15 protein-coding genes and 1 pseudogene are annotated in these 15,699 nt (G+C 63.3%); 12 read left to right on the top strand and 4 right to left on the bottom strand.

Annotated elements, in window-relative coordinates; genetic code table 11:
• The first annotated feature begins 69 nt into the window (after positions 1–69).
• The 5 genes from PD284_RS15415 to PD284_RS15395 all read left to right on the top strand — a co-directional run bounded on the left by PD284_RS15415 (position 70) and on the right by PD284_RS15395 (position 4,510).
• Positions 70–1,005 (top strand): ABC transporter permease, encoded by a 936-nt coding sequence (locus tag PD284_RS15415; protein WP_274629058.1) that lies wholly within the window; start codon positions 70–72, stop codon positions 1,003–1,005.
• Positions 1,006–1,010: 5 nt separating this feature from the next.
• A complete protein-coding gene (locus PD284_RS15410; RefSeq protein ID WP_274629057.1) occupies positions 1,011–1,832 on the top strand; it encodes an ABC transporter permease in 822 nt (273 codons plus the stop codon).
• Complete coding sequence (locus tag PD284_RS15405) at positions 1,829–2,740, top strand: ABC transporter ATP-binding protein (protein WP_274629056.1); 912 nt, start codon at positions 1,829–1,831, stop codon at positions 2,738–2,740. The genes PD284_RS15410 and PD284_RS15405 overlap by 4 nt, the downstream gene beginning before the upstream one ends.
• A complete protein-coding gene (locus tag PD284_RS15400) occupies positions 2,737–3,702 on the top strand; it encodes an ABC transporter ATP-binding protein (protein ID WP_274629055.1) in 966 nt (321 codons plus the stop codon). The genes PD284_RS15405 and PD284_RS15400 overlap by 4 nt, the downstream gene beginning before the upstream one ends.
• Positions 3,703–3,808: 106 nt before the next feature.
• On the top strand, positions 3,809–4,510 hold the full coding sequence (locus tag PD284_RS15395; RefSeq protein ID WP_274629054.1) for a gamma-glutamyl-gamma-aminobutyrate hydrolase family protein: 702 nt from the start codon (positions 3,809–3,811) through the stop codon (positions 4,508–4,510).
• 65 nt (positions 4,511–4,575) lie between these two features.
• On the opposite strand, the gene PD284_RS15390 is transcribed toward PD284_RS15395, so the two are convergent.
• A complete protein-coding gene (locus PD284_RS15390; RefSeq protein ID WP_274629053.1) occupies positions 4,576–5,250 on the bottom strand; it encodes a DsbA family oxidoreductase in 675 nt (224 codons plus the stop codon).
• A gap of 2 nt (positions 5,251–5,252) precedes the next feature.
• Entirely contained in the window at positions 5,253–7,058 is a 1,806-nt protein-coding gene (locus tag PD284_RS15385) for an extracellular solute-binding protein (RefSeq protein ID WP_274629052.1), read from the bottom strand.
• 228 nt (positions 7,059–7,286) lie between these two features.
• On the opposite strand from PD284_RS15385, the gene PD284_RS15380 reads away from it, so the two are divergent.
• Complete coding sequence (locus PD284_RS15380) at positions 7,287–7,913, top strand: invasion associated locus B family protein (protein WP_274630654.1); 627 nt, start codon at positions 7,287–7,289, stop codon at positions 7,911–7,913.
• Between the two features lie 97 nt (positions 7,914–8,010).
• Here the strand turns inward: PD284_RS15380 and hspQ are convergent, their stop codons facing one another.
• The gene (hspQ, locus tag PD284_RS15375; RefSeq protein WP_274630653.1) at positions 8,011–8,334 is read right to left on the bottom strand and encodes a heat shock protein HspQ; all 324 of its coding nucleotides are present in this window, start codon (positions 8,332–8,334) and stop codon (positions 8,011–8,013) included.
• A gap of 126 nt (positions 8,335–8,460) precedes the next feature.
• Here hspQ and PD284_RS15370 point away from each other — a divergent pair, with 126 nt between their 5' ends.
• Positions 8,461–9,423, top strand: a complete 963-nt coding sequence (locus PD284_RS15370; RefSeq protein ID WP_274629051.1) for an AEC family transporter — start codon at positions 8,461–8,463, stop codon at positions 9,421–9,423.
• Here the strand turns inward: PD284_RS15370 and PD284_RS15365 are convergent.
• Positions 9,400–10,608, bottom strand: a complete 1,209-nt coding sequence (locus tag PD284_RS15365; RefSeq protein WP_274629050.1) for a UbiH/UbiF family hydroxylase — start codon at positions 10,606–10,608, stop codon at positions 9,400–9,402. The genes PD284_RS15370 and PD284_RS15365 overlap by 24 nt on opposite strands.
• Before the next feature lie 325 nt (positions 10,609–10,933).
• Between PD284_RS15365 and PD284_RS27025 the strand changes: the two are divergent.
• The 5 genes and pseudogenes from PD284_RS27025 to PD284_RS15345 all read left to right on the top strand — a co-directional run.
• Positions 10,934–11,098: pseudogene (locus tag PD284_RS27025) on the top strand (DUF1326 domain-containing protein); the annotation flags it as partial.
• A 14-nt stretch (positions 11,099–11,112) separates the two neighbouring features.
• The gene (pcsA, locus tag PD284_RS15360; RefSeq protein WP_274629049.1) at positions 11,113–11,919 is read left to right on the top strand and encodes a phosphatidylcholine synthase; all 807 of its coding nucleotides are present in this window, start codon (positions 11,113–11,115) and stop codon (positions 11,917–11,919) included.
• 22 nt (positions 11,920–11,941) lie between these two features.
• Positions 11,942–12,916 carry a quinone oxidoreductase family protein gene (locus PD284_RS15355; protein WP_274629048.1) on the top strand — a complete coding sequence of 325 codons (975 nt, stop codon included), beginning with the start codon at positions 11,942–11,944 and terminating at the stop codon, positions 12,914–12,916.
• Positions 12,917–13,029: 113 nt separating this feature from the next.
• Positions 13,030–14,610 (top strand): ABC transporter ATP-binding protein, encoded by a 1,581-nt coding sequence (locus PD284_RS15350; RefSeq protein WP_274629047.1) that lies wholly within the window; start codon positions 13,030–13,032, stop codon positions 14,608–14,610.
• Entirely contained in the window at positions 14,610–15,698 is a 1,089-nt protein-coding gene (locus tag PD284_RS15345; protein WP_274629046.1) for an ABC transporter permease, read from the top strand. Before PD284_RS15350 ends, PD284_RS15345 begins: the two co-directional genes overlap by 1 nt.
• Position 15,699: the final 1 nt, after the last annotated feature.

The raw sequence follows: 15,699 nt of genomic DNA, 5'->3' as shown, positions 1-15,699 counted from the left end.
GGTGGTGTCACGACGCCGCCCCCCATCGATCGTCGCTCCGGCAACGGCGCGGCCAACATGGAACCGCTCATGCTTCGTTTCACCCTGCGCCGCATCCTGCAGGTCATCCCTACGGTCATCGTGGTGGCGCTGCTCATCTTCGTCATCTTCTCCGTGGTGCCCGGCACCTTCGCGGCAAGCCTCTTCGCCGATGGCAAGCGCGCCGCCGACCCGCAGATGATCGCTCGACTCAACGAGGAATTCGGACTTAACAAGCCGCTCGTCGAACGTTTCGCGACCTATGTCACCGACCTTGCGCAATTCGACCTCGGCACCTCCTTCCGCACGCGCCAGCCCGTGATCGACCTGATCAACGACCGCATGTGGGCTTCGCTGCAACTTGCCATCGCCGCCATGGTCTTCGCGCTCGTCGTCGGCGTGCCGCTCGGCTTCCTCGCGGCGCTGCGGCCGGGCTCGGTGCTCGACACCGTAACGATGATCGGGGCGGTCTCGGGCCTCTCCATACCGCAGTTCTGGTTGGGACTGCTGATGATGTATCTTTTCGCACTGCAACTGAACTGGCTGCCGAGTTTCGGCTACGGCGACGGATCGTTCCGCAACCTCATCCTGCCCGCCATCACGTTGGGGGTTACGCCGCTTGCGTTGCTGGCGCGGACCACGCGGGCAGGCGTGCTTGATGTGTTGAACGCCGACTTCATCCGCACCGCTCATTCCAAGGGCATGAGCGAGACCAAGGTCGTGCGCTGGCATGTTGCGCGCAATGCTCTTGTGCTGATCGTCACCACCGTCGGCCTCCAGTTCGGCTCGCTGATCGGCCAGGCCGTCGTCATCGAAAAGCTCTTCGCCTGGCCCGGCATCGGCTCGCTTTTGGTCGATAGCGTCGCCATCCGGGACATCCCCGTAGTGCAGGGCACGATCCTCGTCATCGTGCTCTGGTTCCTCGTCATCAACACTGCCGTGGATCTCATCTATGCCGCGATCGATCCGCGCATAAAGCAGGAGTGACGGGAATGCGTCTCGGCTTCAACTTCTGGCTCGGCGCGACGCTGACAACGTTGGTCATTCTCGCCGGCGTGCTCGCCCCGTGGATCGCGCCTTTCGATCCGGTGCTCGATGCAGATCTCATGAGTTCCGAACTGCCGCCGGACGCCACACACTGGTTCGGTACGGACGGGCAGGGGCGGGATGTCTACAGCCGCATCCTCTTTGGCGCCCAGATCTCGCTCACTGTCGGCATCGTCTCGCAGGTGATCAATTCGATCATCGGCGTCACGCTGGGCATGACTGCCGGCTACTGGGGCGGCTGGTGGGACGATCTGGTGAACGGCCTCACCAATGTCATGCTTGCCATACCCTCGCTGATCTTCGCGCTCGCTGTGATGGCTGTGCTGGGACCCGGCCTGCCATCGCTTCTGGTTGCGCTCGGCCTTACCAACTGGAGCTGGACCTGCCGCATCGCCCGCTCCTCCACGCTCTCGCTCAAGTCCCAGGGCTACGTGCAGGCGGCCCAGACGCTCGGTTATGGCGATTTGCGCATCATGTTCACGCAGATCCTGCCCAACATGATGGGTCCGATCCTCGTCATGGCGACGCTCGGCATGGGTTCGGCAGTGCTGTCGGAAGCGGCGCTCTCCTTCCTCGGCCTCGGCATCCAGCCGCCGTTCCCGAGCTGGGGGTCGATGCTGACCGATGCACGCCAGCTCATCCAGCTAGCGCCCTGGGTGGCGATCTTCCCGGGCCTCGCCATCTTTCTCTCGGTGCTCGGCTTCAACCTGCTGGGCGACGGCCTGCGCGACAGCCTCGACCCGCATATGAGGACGCGCAACCCATGACCGCGGCACTCCTCGACATCAGGGATCTGCACCTGGGCGTCGCACGTGGCCGTTCGGCCCGCTACCCGCTCCTCAAGGGCGTCTCCTTCCAGATCATGCCGGGAGAGGCCTACGGTCTCGTCGGCGAGTCCGGTTCCGGCAAGTCGGTGACGTCACTTGCCGTGATGGGGCTCCTGAAGAAACCGCTTGCCGTTTCCCGCGGCGAGATCCTGTTCAGGGGGCAGAATCTGCTTGTCTTGCCGAAGCGGGAGATGCAGCGCCTGCGCGGCAGCCGCATCGCCATGATCTTCCAGGAACCGATGACGGCTCTGAACCCGCTGTCCACCGTCGGCCGGCAGATCGCCGAAATGTTCGTGCTGCATCAAGGCAAGAGCTGGGGCGAAGCGCGAAAACTCGCGGTCGGTGCGCTCGCCAGTGTACGTGTGCCCAATCCCGACCGGCGCGCGAAGAACTATCCGCACCAGATGTCCGGCGGCCTGCGCCAACGCGTCATGATCGCCATGGCGCTCGCCTGCAATCCAGACCTTCTGATCGCCGATGAGCCGACGACTGCCCTTGACGTGACCGTACAGGCCGAGGTGCTGCGCCTGATCAAGGAATTGTGCGCCGAGCGGGGCACGGCGGTCCTGTTCATCAGCCACGATCTCGGCGTCATCGCCAGCATCTGCCAGCGCGTTGGGGTCATGTATGCCGGCTGCCTCGTGGAGGAGAACGAGACGCGAGCGCTCTTCGAAAATCCGCGACACACCTATACGCGCGGGCTCCTCGGCGCCCTGCCGCGCCTCGGCAGCCGAAGCGAGCACGGCCGCCAGCGTCTCGTCGATATCGACAGCATCATTGCCGACCGCTCGACGCTGACGGAAACCCGGTTCATCGCTCCGCGCGGGTCGGAAGGGGGCCAGCCATGATCGCTCCCTTATTGCAGGTGGACGACCTGCATGTTCGCTTCCCGCTTTCCGGCGGCGGACCGTTCGGCACGGGGCGGCGCATGCTGCACGCCGTCAACGGCATCAGCTTTTCGCTCGCAAAGGGCGAGTGCCTGTCGATCGTCGGCGAATCCGGCTGCGGCAAGTCCACGACGGCGCTTTCCATCCTCGGCCTCCAGGAGCCGACTGAAGGCACGATCCGGTACCGCGGCCAGCCGCTGACCGGGGCGGGTGCACCGGGGCGCATGCAGCGCGCCAAGGCAGTGCAGATGGTGTTCCAGGACCCTTATGCCTCGCTGAACCCGCGGCAGTCGGTGCGCAGCTCGCTCGCCGCGCCGCTGCGGCTGCATGGCATCAGGGCGGCGTCGGAAGTATCAGACCGCATCGAGGCGATGCTCGCCAATGTGGGGCTCACTCCCGAGCAGGCGAGCCGATATCCGCACGAATTCTCCGGCGGCCAACGCCAACGAATCGGCATTGCCCGCGCGCTCATCCTCGAACCGGAGATCGTCGTGCTCGACGAACCGGTGTCGGCCCTGGACGTCTCGATCCGCGCGCAGATCATCAACCTGCTGCTCGACCTGCAGGAAAAACTCGGCCTTTCCTACCTGATGATCAGCCACGACCTCAGTGTGGTGGAACACATGAGCGACCGGGTGCTCGTCATGTATTTCGGCCAGATCGTGGAGGAGGGCGGATGGAAGGAGATCTTCGAGACGCCTGCGCATCCCTACACACGCCGGCTGATTGCGGCCATTCCCGATCCGAATGCGGCGCTCACGTCGCAGGCAAGCCAGCGCAGCATTATCGACGCGCCGCCTCTTGCGGGCCTGCGATTTGTCTCCGATGGAACCAAGGCATCAGACGTATTCTCCGCGCCAGCACCCTCTGAACTGATCGAAATAGGCAACGGCCATCGGGTCAGATGCGCGGTGGCAGGCTAGGCACTCCCGATGCTCGCTGCTGTTGAACCGATGATGGCCGGCCTCCCTGGTGACCATGTCGCCCATGCCTGTTCGTGAAACCTCCAGAACCCCAGGTAGGAACACCATGCGACGCAAGGCAATCATCGCTGTGATCATGGATGACAACAACAGTGGCGATGGCGATCGATATGAAGCGTCGAAGGACTACTTTTCCGCCATCAGCCGTGCGGGAGCCCTTCCGGTTGGCATCCCACATGTGCCCGAGCTGGTCGATCAAATTGCCGAGGAGTTCGATGGTTTCCTGAGCATCGGTGGGCGCATCAACTTTCCCAAGAAGTGGTACGTCGAAGGGGATCAGTCCCAGTATCCTCCGTCTGAGCGCCTGTCCGTAGAGATCGCGCTGATGGAAAAATTCCTTGCGCGCGACAAGCCCGTACTCGGCATCTGCAATGGCATGCAGATGCTCGGATGCCTGAATGGCTGCCGGATGGTTTCGGACGTGCATTCCTCATGGCCGGACGCGCTGAACCACGACCAAGGCAACGTACTCCACGATGTCAGCATTCAGGCCGGCACACGACTGGCGGATATCGTTGGCGTCGCGAGGTTCAGCGTGAATACGTTTCACCGCGAGGCGATCGTCGAGACATCGAGCCGCGTAATAGTTGCAGCCCGCGGGCCGGATGGGGTCGTGGAAGCAATCGAGGTGCCTTCGAAGTCTTTTGCCATGGGTTTGCAATGGCATCCCGAAAGGCTCGACGCCAAAAGTCACCCCGGCGCCCGGATATTTGACGCATTCGTGGAAGCTGCAAGCCCGCGGTCGTAGCGTGGAGTGTCCAACGTCCACGCGAGAATTTCATAATCGCGATGGATTCCCCGTTGAGCATCTTCTTAGGCGTCCAGTTCCCCGCGCTCCTTGGCACCTGCGACCTGTCGGATGGCGTCGGCGAGCGTTTCCCATTCCTGGGCGCCCATCACGGCGTATTTGCTCTCGAGCAGGAAACACGGCACCCCGGTGATCCCCATCCTGGACGCGGTTGAGATCTCGCCCTGAACTTCTGCCTTGTCGGCGTCCGTTGGCAGCAGCGTACGGACCACCGATGCGTCCATGCCGCTGGCCTCGGCCGCCGCGATCAGGACGGCATGGTCACCGATGTTCTGACCTTGCTCGAAGTTCAGGGCGAACAACCGCCGCACCAGATCGTTCTGCACGCCAGTGCCGGACGTCCCGGCCCAGCGGATCACGCGATGCGCGTCGAGCGTGTTGGGGGCAACATTGATGCGATCGAAAGCGAAGTCGATTCCCTCAGCTTTTCCAAGCGGTTCGATGCGTGCGTGGATCTGTGCGATGCGATCCTCACTGCCGAACTTGTCGAGCATGTAGCGCTTGCGGTCCTTGCCTTCCGGCGGGATGGTCGGATCCAGCTGGTAGGGCCGCCAGCGCACGTCGACGGCGATGTCCGGCAGCGACTGAACCGCACGGTCAAGCCGCTTCTGGCCGATGTAGCACCAGGGACAGACCACATCCGATACGACGTCGACCCTGACGGATTGTCTCTCTGACATGTTCAATCCTTTGCACGCCACCAGGTTGGGAACTGCGCCCCCTGGATCGGGGTAGCGTCGGGACGCTCGATCCGCTTCCAGCGCACGATCCACTGCTCCGGCTTGAAATAGAGCGGAATGACATAAGCGCCACTCAGCAGTACGCGATCGAATGCCCGCACCGCGTCGACGAATTCCGGCCGCGTTCTCGCATTGATGAGGTGGTCGAGCAGGGCGTCGACGGCGGGGCTTGCGACGCCCGCGTAGTTGAAGGTCCCCGGCGTGTCGCGAACCTCCGAGCCCCAGCGGCTGGCCTGCTCGACGCCCGGCGACAGCGACGCCGTGTAGCGGAAGAACATCATATCGAAGTCGTAGTCGATCTGGCGTTGCAGGAACTGGGCCGCATCCACCGAGCGGATGACGAGGGTGATCCCCAGCTTGCGCAGCGTCTGCTGAAAGGCGACGGCGAGCTGCTGGTTCTCGCTGCCCTTCAGCATGATCTCGAAGGTCAGCGGCCGCCCGCCCTTGTCCCTCATCAGGCCGTCGCCGAGTTCGTAGCCCGCCGCCTTCAGCTTGTCGAAGCCGACGCGCAGGAACGCTCGGTCGCGCCCGGTCCCGTCAGAGGTCGGCGGCTGCCACCCCTTGGTCATGATGTCTGGCTCCACGACGTCCGGGAAGGGCGCAAGGAGGACCTTCTCGCCCGCGCTGGCAGGTCGGCCGGACGAGGCAAGCTCCGAATTGTCAAAGAAACTGCGCGTTCGCGTGTAGCTGTTGGAGAACAGGCTGCGGTTCACCCATTCGAAATCGAAGAGCGCGGTGAGGGCATCCCTGAGTTTGCGGTCTGCGAGCGCCGGGCGCCTTGTGTTGAGGACGATCCCGAACATGCCGGACGGCAGCTTCGTTTCGATCGTATCCTTGACCAGCGCCCCCGACTTCACCGCCGGAAAATCGTATTGGTTGGCCCATCTGCCGCTGTTTTCTTCGATGAACACGTCGACGAGCCCCTTCTTCAGTGCCTCGAAGAGCGCATTCTCGTCGCGGAAGTAGGTGAGGCGGATCTCGTCGTAGTTGTCGAAGCCTCGCTTCGAGGGAATGTCCTTCGCCCAGTAGTCCGGGTTGCGCTTGAAGGTCACCGAATCGCCCGGCCGGACATCGACCAGCCGATAGGGACCGCTGCCGATCATCGGCTTCAGGGTCGACTTGTCGAAACGAACCGCGTCGATCGCATGCCTGGGCAGGACCGGCAGGAGACCGAGGATAAGCGGCAGTTCGCGGTCCGGCTGCTTGAAGGTGAAGCGGACGCCCCGTTCGCCAACCTTTTCCATGGTCGCGATCTTGTCCGCAGTGACGCCGTACCGCGGCAGGCCCTTGTCGCGCAGCAGGTTGACCGTGAAGATCACGTCGTCCGGCGTGACCGGCTGGCCGTCGGAGAATCTTGCGCGCGGATCGAGCGTGAACTCCGCAAAGGTTCGCCCGTCGTCGGTCTCAATCGTTTCGGCCAACAGCGGGTAAAGGGTGAACGGCTCGTCCGCCGAGCGCATCATGAGCGTGTCGAAGACATTGTTTCCGAACACGAGATCGATGCTGCCCCTCGCGCCGCTCCCCTGGACAATGAAAGGGTTGATGCTGTCGAAGGTGCCCGGCCAGGCATATTCGACGCGGCCGCCCTTCGGCGCGTCTGGGTTGGCGTAGGGGAAGTTCTGGAAGCCGGCTGGCAGGGCGGGCTCGCCGTGCATAGCTATCCCATGCGATTTGGCCGCGAGCGCCAACGAACTGGCGGCCAGCATGGCGAGCGCTGCAAGGAACGAGACGGCGTATGTCCGGCCCATGGCGGACCCTCCAAGTCGTGGGCTGAATGATTCGGTGCAGACCCTACCATGTCGCGACGGCGGGCGCGGTGGGGCAAGCGGTCAACAGGCGCCGCGTCATTTTGGCTGGATTCCGGACAGTGCCCAGTGTAACACGCGCTTCCAAGTCATCCTGTTGCCTCATTTCCGCAACAGGTAGCGAGGAACAGGCCGGGTTGGGCGGCCGGATCATAAGAGGTATTCATGACGATGACCGGATTGAGCGGCACGGTTGCTTCTGTTTCCGCATTGGTCGCCGGCGCGACAGCGCTTCTTGCCGTGGGCGCCATGCCGGCTTCCGCGCAGCAGCCGCAGGTGCCGAACGGCTGGTTCAAGGCCTGCACCAAGCAGGAAGAGGTCGATATCTGCAACGTGCAGAACATTGTCGTTGCCGACAGCGGCCAGCTCGTGACGGGCGTCAGCCTCATCGAGCTCAAGGGCAAGATCAACCGCAAGGTGTTTCAGGTCACGGTGCCGACCGGTCGCCTCGTGCCTCCGGGAATCGGTCTGCAGATCGACGGCGGCAAGACCCAGAAGCTCGACTATGTGATCTGCTTCCCGGACCGCTGCGTTGCCGAAGTGCCGCTGAGCGACCAGCTCGTCGGCTCGTTCAAGAAGGGTTCGGACCTGACCCTGACGTCGGTGAACTTCCAGAACCAGCCGAATCCGGTGAAGGTTAGCCTCAAGGGCTTTACCGGCGCCTATGACGGCCCCGCGATGCAGCAGTCCGACATCGAGGACCGCCAGAAGAAGCTGCAGGAGTTCGTGTCCAAGAACAACGAGGACTTCGCCAAGAAGCTCAAGGAAGAGCAGGACAAGGCGAAGGCCGCGAACTGATCGCGGCGGGTTTCCTGAACAAGCAGATTGCCGGAAAAACAAAAGCGGGGCGTTTCGTCCCGCTTTTCTGTTTGCAGTCCCTACGGCTGAGTGGGCCTCAATGGCGGGCGATGGCCTTCGGCGTGTAGCGGCCGTCCGGCGTGCGGACGAACATTTCCCTCAGCTGCGGGTGACGCACCGGCTGGCCTGAGCTGTCGTCCAGCAGGTTTTGCTCCGATACATATGCGACGTACTCGGTCTCGTCGTTTTCTGCGAGCAGGTGATAGAAGGGCTGGTCCTTGCTCGGCCGCACATCCTCAGGGATCGCCTGATACCATTCCTCGGTGTTTGCGAACTCCGGATCGACGTCAAAGATGACGCCACGGAACGGAAACAACCGGTGGCGGACCACCTGACCGATCTGGAACTTTGCCGTTTTCATGTCTGTCATTATACTTTGTACTCTTGCTGTCCGCTATTTGGATCAGCGACAGCAGCTTTTCAATCCCTACTCTTGACGCAGGACCGAGCGCCGCGTAGCGCGGCCTTTCGCAGTGACGGAATCTGCATGTCCGACGTCATCGGTCTGGTCATCCCCTTTTTCGGCCTGATTTTCATAGGCTTCATCGTGGCGCGTATCACGCGCCAGCCGCTCGATGCGCTCGGCTGGATGAACACCTTCATCATTTATGTCGCATTACCGGCGCTGTTCTTCCAGCTTCTGGCGAAGACGCCGATCGAGCGATTGACGGAATGGACCTTCATCTTCGGCGCCGTCTTCTCGACCTATGTCGTCTTCTCCCTGATGTTCGTCCTCTCCGTCGTCTTCTCGGGAGGAGACATTCGGGAAGCGACCATCAAGGGCTTGGCATCGGCCTACGGGAACATCGGCTACATGGGGCCCGGATTGGCGCTGCTGGCCTTCGGCGAGGAGGCAGCGGTGCCCGTCGCCCTGATCTTCTGCTTCGAGAACATCATGCACTTCGCCATCGCACCGATGATGATGGCGCTGGCAGGTGAAGAAAGGACTTCGCCCTGGCGTCTGGCGGCTGGTGTGCTGAGAAAGATCGTGCTGCATCCATTCATCATCGCCACGGCGATCGGCGTGCTGGCTGCCGGGTTCCATTTTCAGGCGCCGTTGCCGGTCGAGCGGTTCCTGGAATACTTGTCGCGTGCAGCCGCGCCATGCGCCCTGTTTGCGATGGGCGTGACGCTGGCGCTCAGGCCGCTGAAGCGCGTGCCGGTCGAGCTTGGTCCGATCGCGGTCCTCAAGCTCGTTGTACATCCGGCCATCTGCTACGTGGCGCTGAGCTGGATCGGCAACTTTTCCGAGGTCTGGGTCTTCACCGCCGTGCTGCTTGCGGCACTGCCGACGGCGACCAACGTGTTCGTCATCGCGCAGCAGTATGACGTCTGGGTGCAGCGCGCCTCCGCGAGCATTCTTCTGACCACGGTGCTCTCTGTCGGCACAGTGACCATGCTGCTCTACCTGATCAAGACGGGAATGCTACCGCCGGATCTGTTTCCGTAGGTCCGAGACTGCGCCCTGAAATCCGGTGCCGGGCCTCAGCCCCTCGCGCATGAAGAATGCTCTCAGGGGAGACAGGCTGCCAAGCAGCGTCAACCCGAGGCCCCGCGCAAGCTGTGCGGGCAGGAGATCCGACAGCAGGGATCGATTGAGAAGGTTGACCCCCGCCGATCGCGCGAGGATGTCGGGCCTGCGCATGCCGTCGTAGCGCGTCAGCGCCGGCGGCGATCCCGGATCCTGCGGGTTCTCGGCAATGACGCGAACAATATCCTGAACGTCGCGGATGCCTAGATTGAGCCCCTGCGCTCCGATCGGCGGAAACACGTGGGCGGCTTCCCCGACCAGCGCGACGCGATTCTGGGCAAAGCGCGCAGGCAGCGTGGCTGACAGCGGATAGACCTGCCGGCCGGGCTCGACGCTGACGCGTCCGAGTATCGACTGCATGCGCTCTTCGATCCGTATCGAGAGCGCCGAGTCGTCGAGCGAGGCGAGTTCCTTGGCGGTTTCCGGCGCCACCACCCAGACGAGGCTCGACCGCTGTCCCGGCAGCGGAACCTGGGTGAAAGGTCCGGTCTCCGTGTGGAACTCGGTTGAGACAAAGCCATGGCCGCGGCTGTGGCCGAAATTCAAGACCAGCGCTGCCTGCGGGTACGTCTTGGTGGACACCGATATGCTCGCGGCGGATCGCGCCGGCGACAGCCGTCCATCGGCAGCGACGGCCAGCGCAGCGGCGATCTCCTGGTCGTTGTCCAGCCGCGCATGGACCGTATCGGGTTCGCACCGCCACTCGCTGATCGTGGCCTTGCGCCAATCGATATCGGGAGAGGCCGAGACGGCTTTCTCCAGCACGGTCAGCAGGGCGCTGTTGGGAATGTTGAGCCCGAAATGCTCCTGTCCGATTTCCGAAGCGCGAAACGTGACGAGCGGGCTGCGGATCAGGCGCGAGGTGCCGTCGACGATGCGCATGGTGCGCAGAGGAGCGGCCGCGGGCGCAATTTCCGAAAGCAGGTCCAGAGAATTCAGGAACTGGAGCGCCGGGGTCATCAGAGCCGTCGTCCGGCGATCCAGCGCGATGCCGGGACCAACCAGCGTCACGCGTTGCCCCCCACGCGCCAGCGCAATGGCCGCCAGCAAGCCCGCTGGGCCGGTTCCGACGACTAGGATGGGCAGGGAATCGTGACTGGGCACTTTGGTTATCCGTCTGGAAGCCGATCGCGACTGTCACTGGCGTTCTAGGCCGTCCGGGCCCGCTTGATCAACGTGACGTTTCGGCCCAATTCAACGGACATTAAATCCGTCGAACCGGGTGTTGAGCACACGGGCGCTGCCGGTCCATTGCTCACGCGATTGCCGGTGCGATAGGACTTCTCGGGAGAGCGGGGCTCGTTGATGCTATGGGCGCGGTCGGGTTGGGAATGGGCGTGACGGATCGTAGCTGGCCGTTGAGGGGAGACTTCGTCCTTCCCTGCGATCGTATCGCGCCTAGCGCCTGCGCGCCCGCATTCGCCGCTGAGTTTATCCCATCGCCGGCCAGAACGGCGAAGACAATACCCGGATCGCCTATTCCGAGTATTGAATCGCGCCCGAGATCATCATAGCAAGATCAGACAGGAGCAAGATGCGCGCCTTCGGCCGTAACTGGAATTTCGCAGGGCGCTCCGCCGAAATCTGCAAGTAGGATTGGCGCGGCCCATGACCATGAGCGCAGCAGGCAAGAAGATAGCGGGACGCATACCGCGCCCCAAGAAGAAGGTGACCTGGCCGCAGGCGCGGGCGTTCTCCGTGCACCTCCTCACCGCATCGGGGTCCTTCCTCGCGTTCCTGTCCATCGTTGCGGCCAGCGAGGAGCGCTGGACGGCGATGTTCTGGTGGCTGGGCCTGGCGCTGTTCGTCGACGGCATCGACGGGCCGATCGCGCGCAAGCTCGAGGTCAAGGAGATCCTTCCGACCTGGTCGGGAGAGGTGCTCGACAACATCATCGACTATGTCACCTACGTGCTGATCCCGGCCTTCGCGCTTTATCAGCGCGGCTTCATGGGCGAGGGACTGTCGTTCCTCTCCGCAGCGATCATCGTTGTGTCCAGCGCCATCTACTATGCCGACACCGGCATGAAGACGAAGGAGAACTTCTTCAAGGGGTTCCCTGTGGTCTGGAACATGGTGGTCTTCACCCTGTTCGTCATCGAACCCGGCGAGTGGGTGTCGTTCGGGGTGGTCGTCATCGCGGGCATCCTTACTTTCGTGCCCATGAACTTCATCCATCCGGTGCGAGTGGTGCGGATGCGGTCGATCAATCTCGGGGTGACGCTGCTCTGGTGCGCGTTCGGCGCGTTGGCGCTGGCGCAGGCGGCGATGGCGGAGTTCTACGACCGAATCGGGGTGCTGGGCCAGCATGTCGACGTGGTAACGAAAACGGGGATAGCGGTGACCGGCATCTATCTTTTCTGCATAGGCGGGGTGATGCAGCTGTTTCCAAAGCTAGGCGCCAAGAAAGCATAGGCGGAGTGCGGGGAGTTGTACGATGGCCAAGGCAGTTCGAATCCATGTTAATGGCGGCCCGGAAGTCCTCAGCTTCGATGACGTCGACGTTGGCCGTCCGGGCGCGGGCGAGGTCCTGGTCAAGCACACCGCGATCGGCCTGAATTTCCTCGACACTTACTACCGGAGCGGCCTCTACGCGGCGCCCCACCTGCCGCTCATTCCCGGCGGCGAGGCCGCGGGCGTGGTGCTGGAGACGGGAGAAGGCGTCGACGGGCTGAAGGCCGGCGACCGCGTCGCCTACACCACGCAGATCGGCGCCTATTGCACCGAGCGCGTGATTGCCGCCGACAGGCTGGTCAGGATCCCGAGCGGCGTCACTGACGAGCAGGCCGCGGCCGCCATGCTGAAGGGACTGACCGTGGAGTACCTGTTGAGGCGCACCTTCAAGGTAAAGCCGGGAGCCACGGTGCTTTACCATGCCGCGGCTGGCGGCGTGGGGCTGCTGTTCGGGCAGTGGGCGAAGCACCTCGGCGCAACGACGATCGGCACCGCCGGTTCGCCTGAGAAGGTCTCGCTGGCCCTTCAGCACGGCTTCGACCATGTCATCAACTACAGCGAGCAGGATTTTGTTGCCGAGGTCGCCAGGATCACCGAAAGCCAGAAGTGCGAGGTCGTGTACGATTCGGTCGGCAAGGACACGTTTCCCGGTTCGCTCGACTGCCTGAAACCCTTCGGCATGTTCGTGAGCTTCGGCCAATCCTCCGGACCGATCGCGCCGTTCCATCTTGCGCTGCTGGCGCAGAAGGGCTCGCTCTACGCCACGCGGCCGACGCTGTTCACCTACATCGCCAAGCGAGAAGACCTCGAGACGGCCAGCGAGGCCCTGTTCGATGTCATTGCGCGCGGCATCGTGAACGTCCGCATCAATCAGCGCTACCTGCTCGCCGATGTGGCACATGCCCATGCCGATCTCGAGGCGCGCAAGACCACGGGCACGACGATCCTGATCCCATAATTATCGGCATAATTTGAAGCTGTTTCAAAATGCCGCCTGCGTTGCGGTTGACAGCGCGCAGTCCTACGATGCGATCGGGAACAAAACTACAAGCCAATGAAGCAACAAGCGAAATGGGGGACTGCGTGCAGCCAAGCACCGAGGCGGCAGGCGCGTACCTGCTTGAAACGCGCGGCCTGACAAAGATATTCGGCACGCTCACCGCGTGCGATCATGTGGACCTCAAGATCCGCAAGGGCGAGATTCACGCGCTTCTCGGCGAGAACGGCGCCGGCAAGTCGACCCTCGTCAAGATGCTGTTCGGTTCGCTCGAGCCGAATGCCGGCGAAATCCTCTGGAACGGGCAGCCGGCCCGCATCAGCAATCCCAGCACCGCGCGAAAGCTTGGTATCGGTATGGTGTTCCAGCACTTCTCGCTGTTCGATGCGCTTACGGCTGCAGAGAACATCGCGCTGTCGCTCGACAGGGAGACCCCGATCAGCACGATCGCGGCCAAGGCGCGCGACCTGTCGAAGAGCTACGGGCTGCCGCTCGATCCGGACGCGCTGGTCGGCGACCTGTCGGTGGGCGAGCGTCAGCGCATCGAGATCATTCGTTGCCTGCTCCAGACCCCGGACCTCATCATCCTCGATGAGCCGACTTCGGTGCTGACCCCGCAGGAGGCGGACAAGCTGTTCGAGACGCTGGAGCGCCTGCGCGACGAAGGCAAATCGATCCTCTACATCTCGCATCGCCTCGAGGAGGTGAAGCGCATGTGCGACAGCGCCACCGTCATGCGGCACGGCAAGGTGGTCGACCACTGCGATCCGCGCAAGGAGACGGCCGCCTCGCTGGCGCGCATGATGGTGGGCACGGAGGTGAAGACCGCAGAACGGACGCCGCCTCAACTGGCCGAAAGCGGTGAATTGCTGGGGATATGCGGGCTGAGCCGCAAGCCTGCCGGCCCATTCTCGATGCCTTTGAAGAATATCTGGCTCAGCATCCGCGGCGGCGAGGTGCTCGGTATCGCCGGCGTCGCCGGCAACGGTCAGGGCGAATTCTTCGAGGCGGTGTCGGGCGAGGCACTGCAGGATAGCCCCGATGTCGTGAAGATCCGGGGCAACCCGGTCGGCCGGACCGGAATTTCGGGACGGCGTCTGCTTGGCGCCGCCTTCGTGCCTGAAGAGCGCCTCGGCCACGGCGCAGCGCCGCGCATGAAGCTCTCGGAGAATCTGCTGCTGTCGCGGCACAAGACGGATCGCAAGGCGTTTCTGGGTGCACTCGGCGTCGTGGCGACAAGCGCGATTTCTGCCGCGTCGCAGCGGATCATCGAGATGATGGACGTGCGCAAGAGCGCCGTCGATCCGGAAGCCGCGGCCCTTTCCGGTGGCAACCTGCAGAAATTCATCATCGGGCGCGAGCTCGATCGACGGCCCGCCGTGATGGTCGTCAACCAGCCGACTTGGGGCGTCGACGCCGGGGCAGCCGCCCGCATCCGGCAGGCGCTCATAGAACTGGCGCGCAGCGGATCCGCAGTGTTGGTCATCAGCCAGGACCTCGATGAGCTGTTCGAGATCTCCGACGCCATAGCGGTCATGCACAATGGCGAGCTGTCGAAGCCGCTGCCGATCGCCGAAGCCACCTACGAGAAGATCGGGCTGCTCATGGGCGGCGCCGAGCCTGGCCACGTCGACCACGAGAGGGAGGTGGCCTGATGCGTATCGAGCTCGTCAAACGCCCGCAGCATTCGGCGCTGTTCAGCATGCTGTCGCCCTTCATCGCGCTGGCGCTGACCCTGGTTGCGGGCGCCATCATGTTCTCGCTGCTGGGCAAGAACCCGCTGGAGGCGCTGTACTACTACTTCATCGATCCGCTGCGGGAGATGTGGTCGGTGCACGAACTGGCGATCAAGGCCGCGCCGCTCATCCTGATCGCGGTCGGGCTCTCGGTATGTTTCCTTTCCAACAACTGGAACATCGGTGCGGAGGGGCAGTTCATCGCCGGCGCGGTAGCTGGCTCGATCCTTCCGGTCATGTTCCCGGAATTCCAGTCCTGGGTCGTGCTGCCGCTGATGCTGCTCATGGGCATGGCAGGCGGGGCCGCCTATGCTGCGATACCGGCCTTCCTCAAGGTCCGCTTCAGCACCAACGAAATCCTCACCAGTCTGATGCTCGTCTATGTCGCGCAGCTCTTCAACGACTGGCTGGTCCGTGGCATGTGGCGGAACCCGCAGGGCATGAGCTTCCCGGGCACCGCACCATTCCACGAATATGCCGTCCTGCCGGAGCTGTGGCCGGCCGCCGGACGCGCCAACTGGGGCTTCGTCTTCGCCCTCGTGGCCGCGGTCGTCGTCTGGTTCATGTTGTCGAAGACCTTGCGCGGGTTCGAGGTGAAGGTGCTCGGCCAGAGCCCGCGCGCCGGGCGCTTCGCGGGCTTTTCTTCATCGCGCATGGTGTTCTTCGCCTTCCTCCTCGCCGGTGCGCTGGCAGGCCTGGCCGGCATATCTGAAGTGTCCGGGGCCGTCGGCCATCTCAACGAAAAACTCTCGATCGGATACGGCTTCACGGCAATCATCGTCGCGTTTCTGGGCAGGCTCAATCCGCTCGGCATCGTGGCGGCGGGCCTTGTCCTGGCGCTCACCTATCTCGGCGGCGAGGCTGCATCGATCTCCGTCGGTATCTCCGACAAGGCGGTGCGCGCCTTCCAGGGCATCCTACTCTTCTTCGTGCTCGGCTGCGACACGCTGATCCATTACAAGATCCGGCTGGCCTCCACCGCGCCGGCCAAGACTGCGGAGGCGTGAG

The organism is Mesorhizobium shangrilense, from assembly GCF_028826155.1.
GTDB lineage: Bacteria > Pseudomonadota > Alphaproteobacteria > Rhizobiales > Rhizobiaceae > Arvimicrobium > Arvimicrobium flavum.
This window is presented reverse-complemented; position numbering and strand designations above follow the sequence as displayed.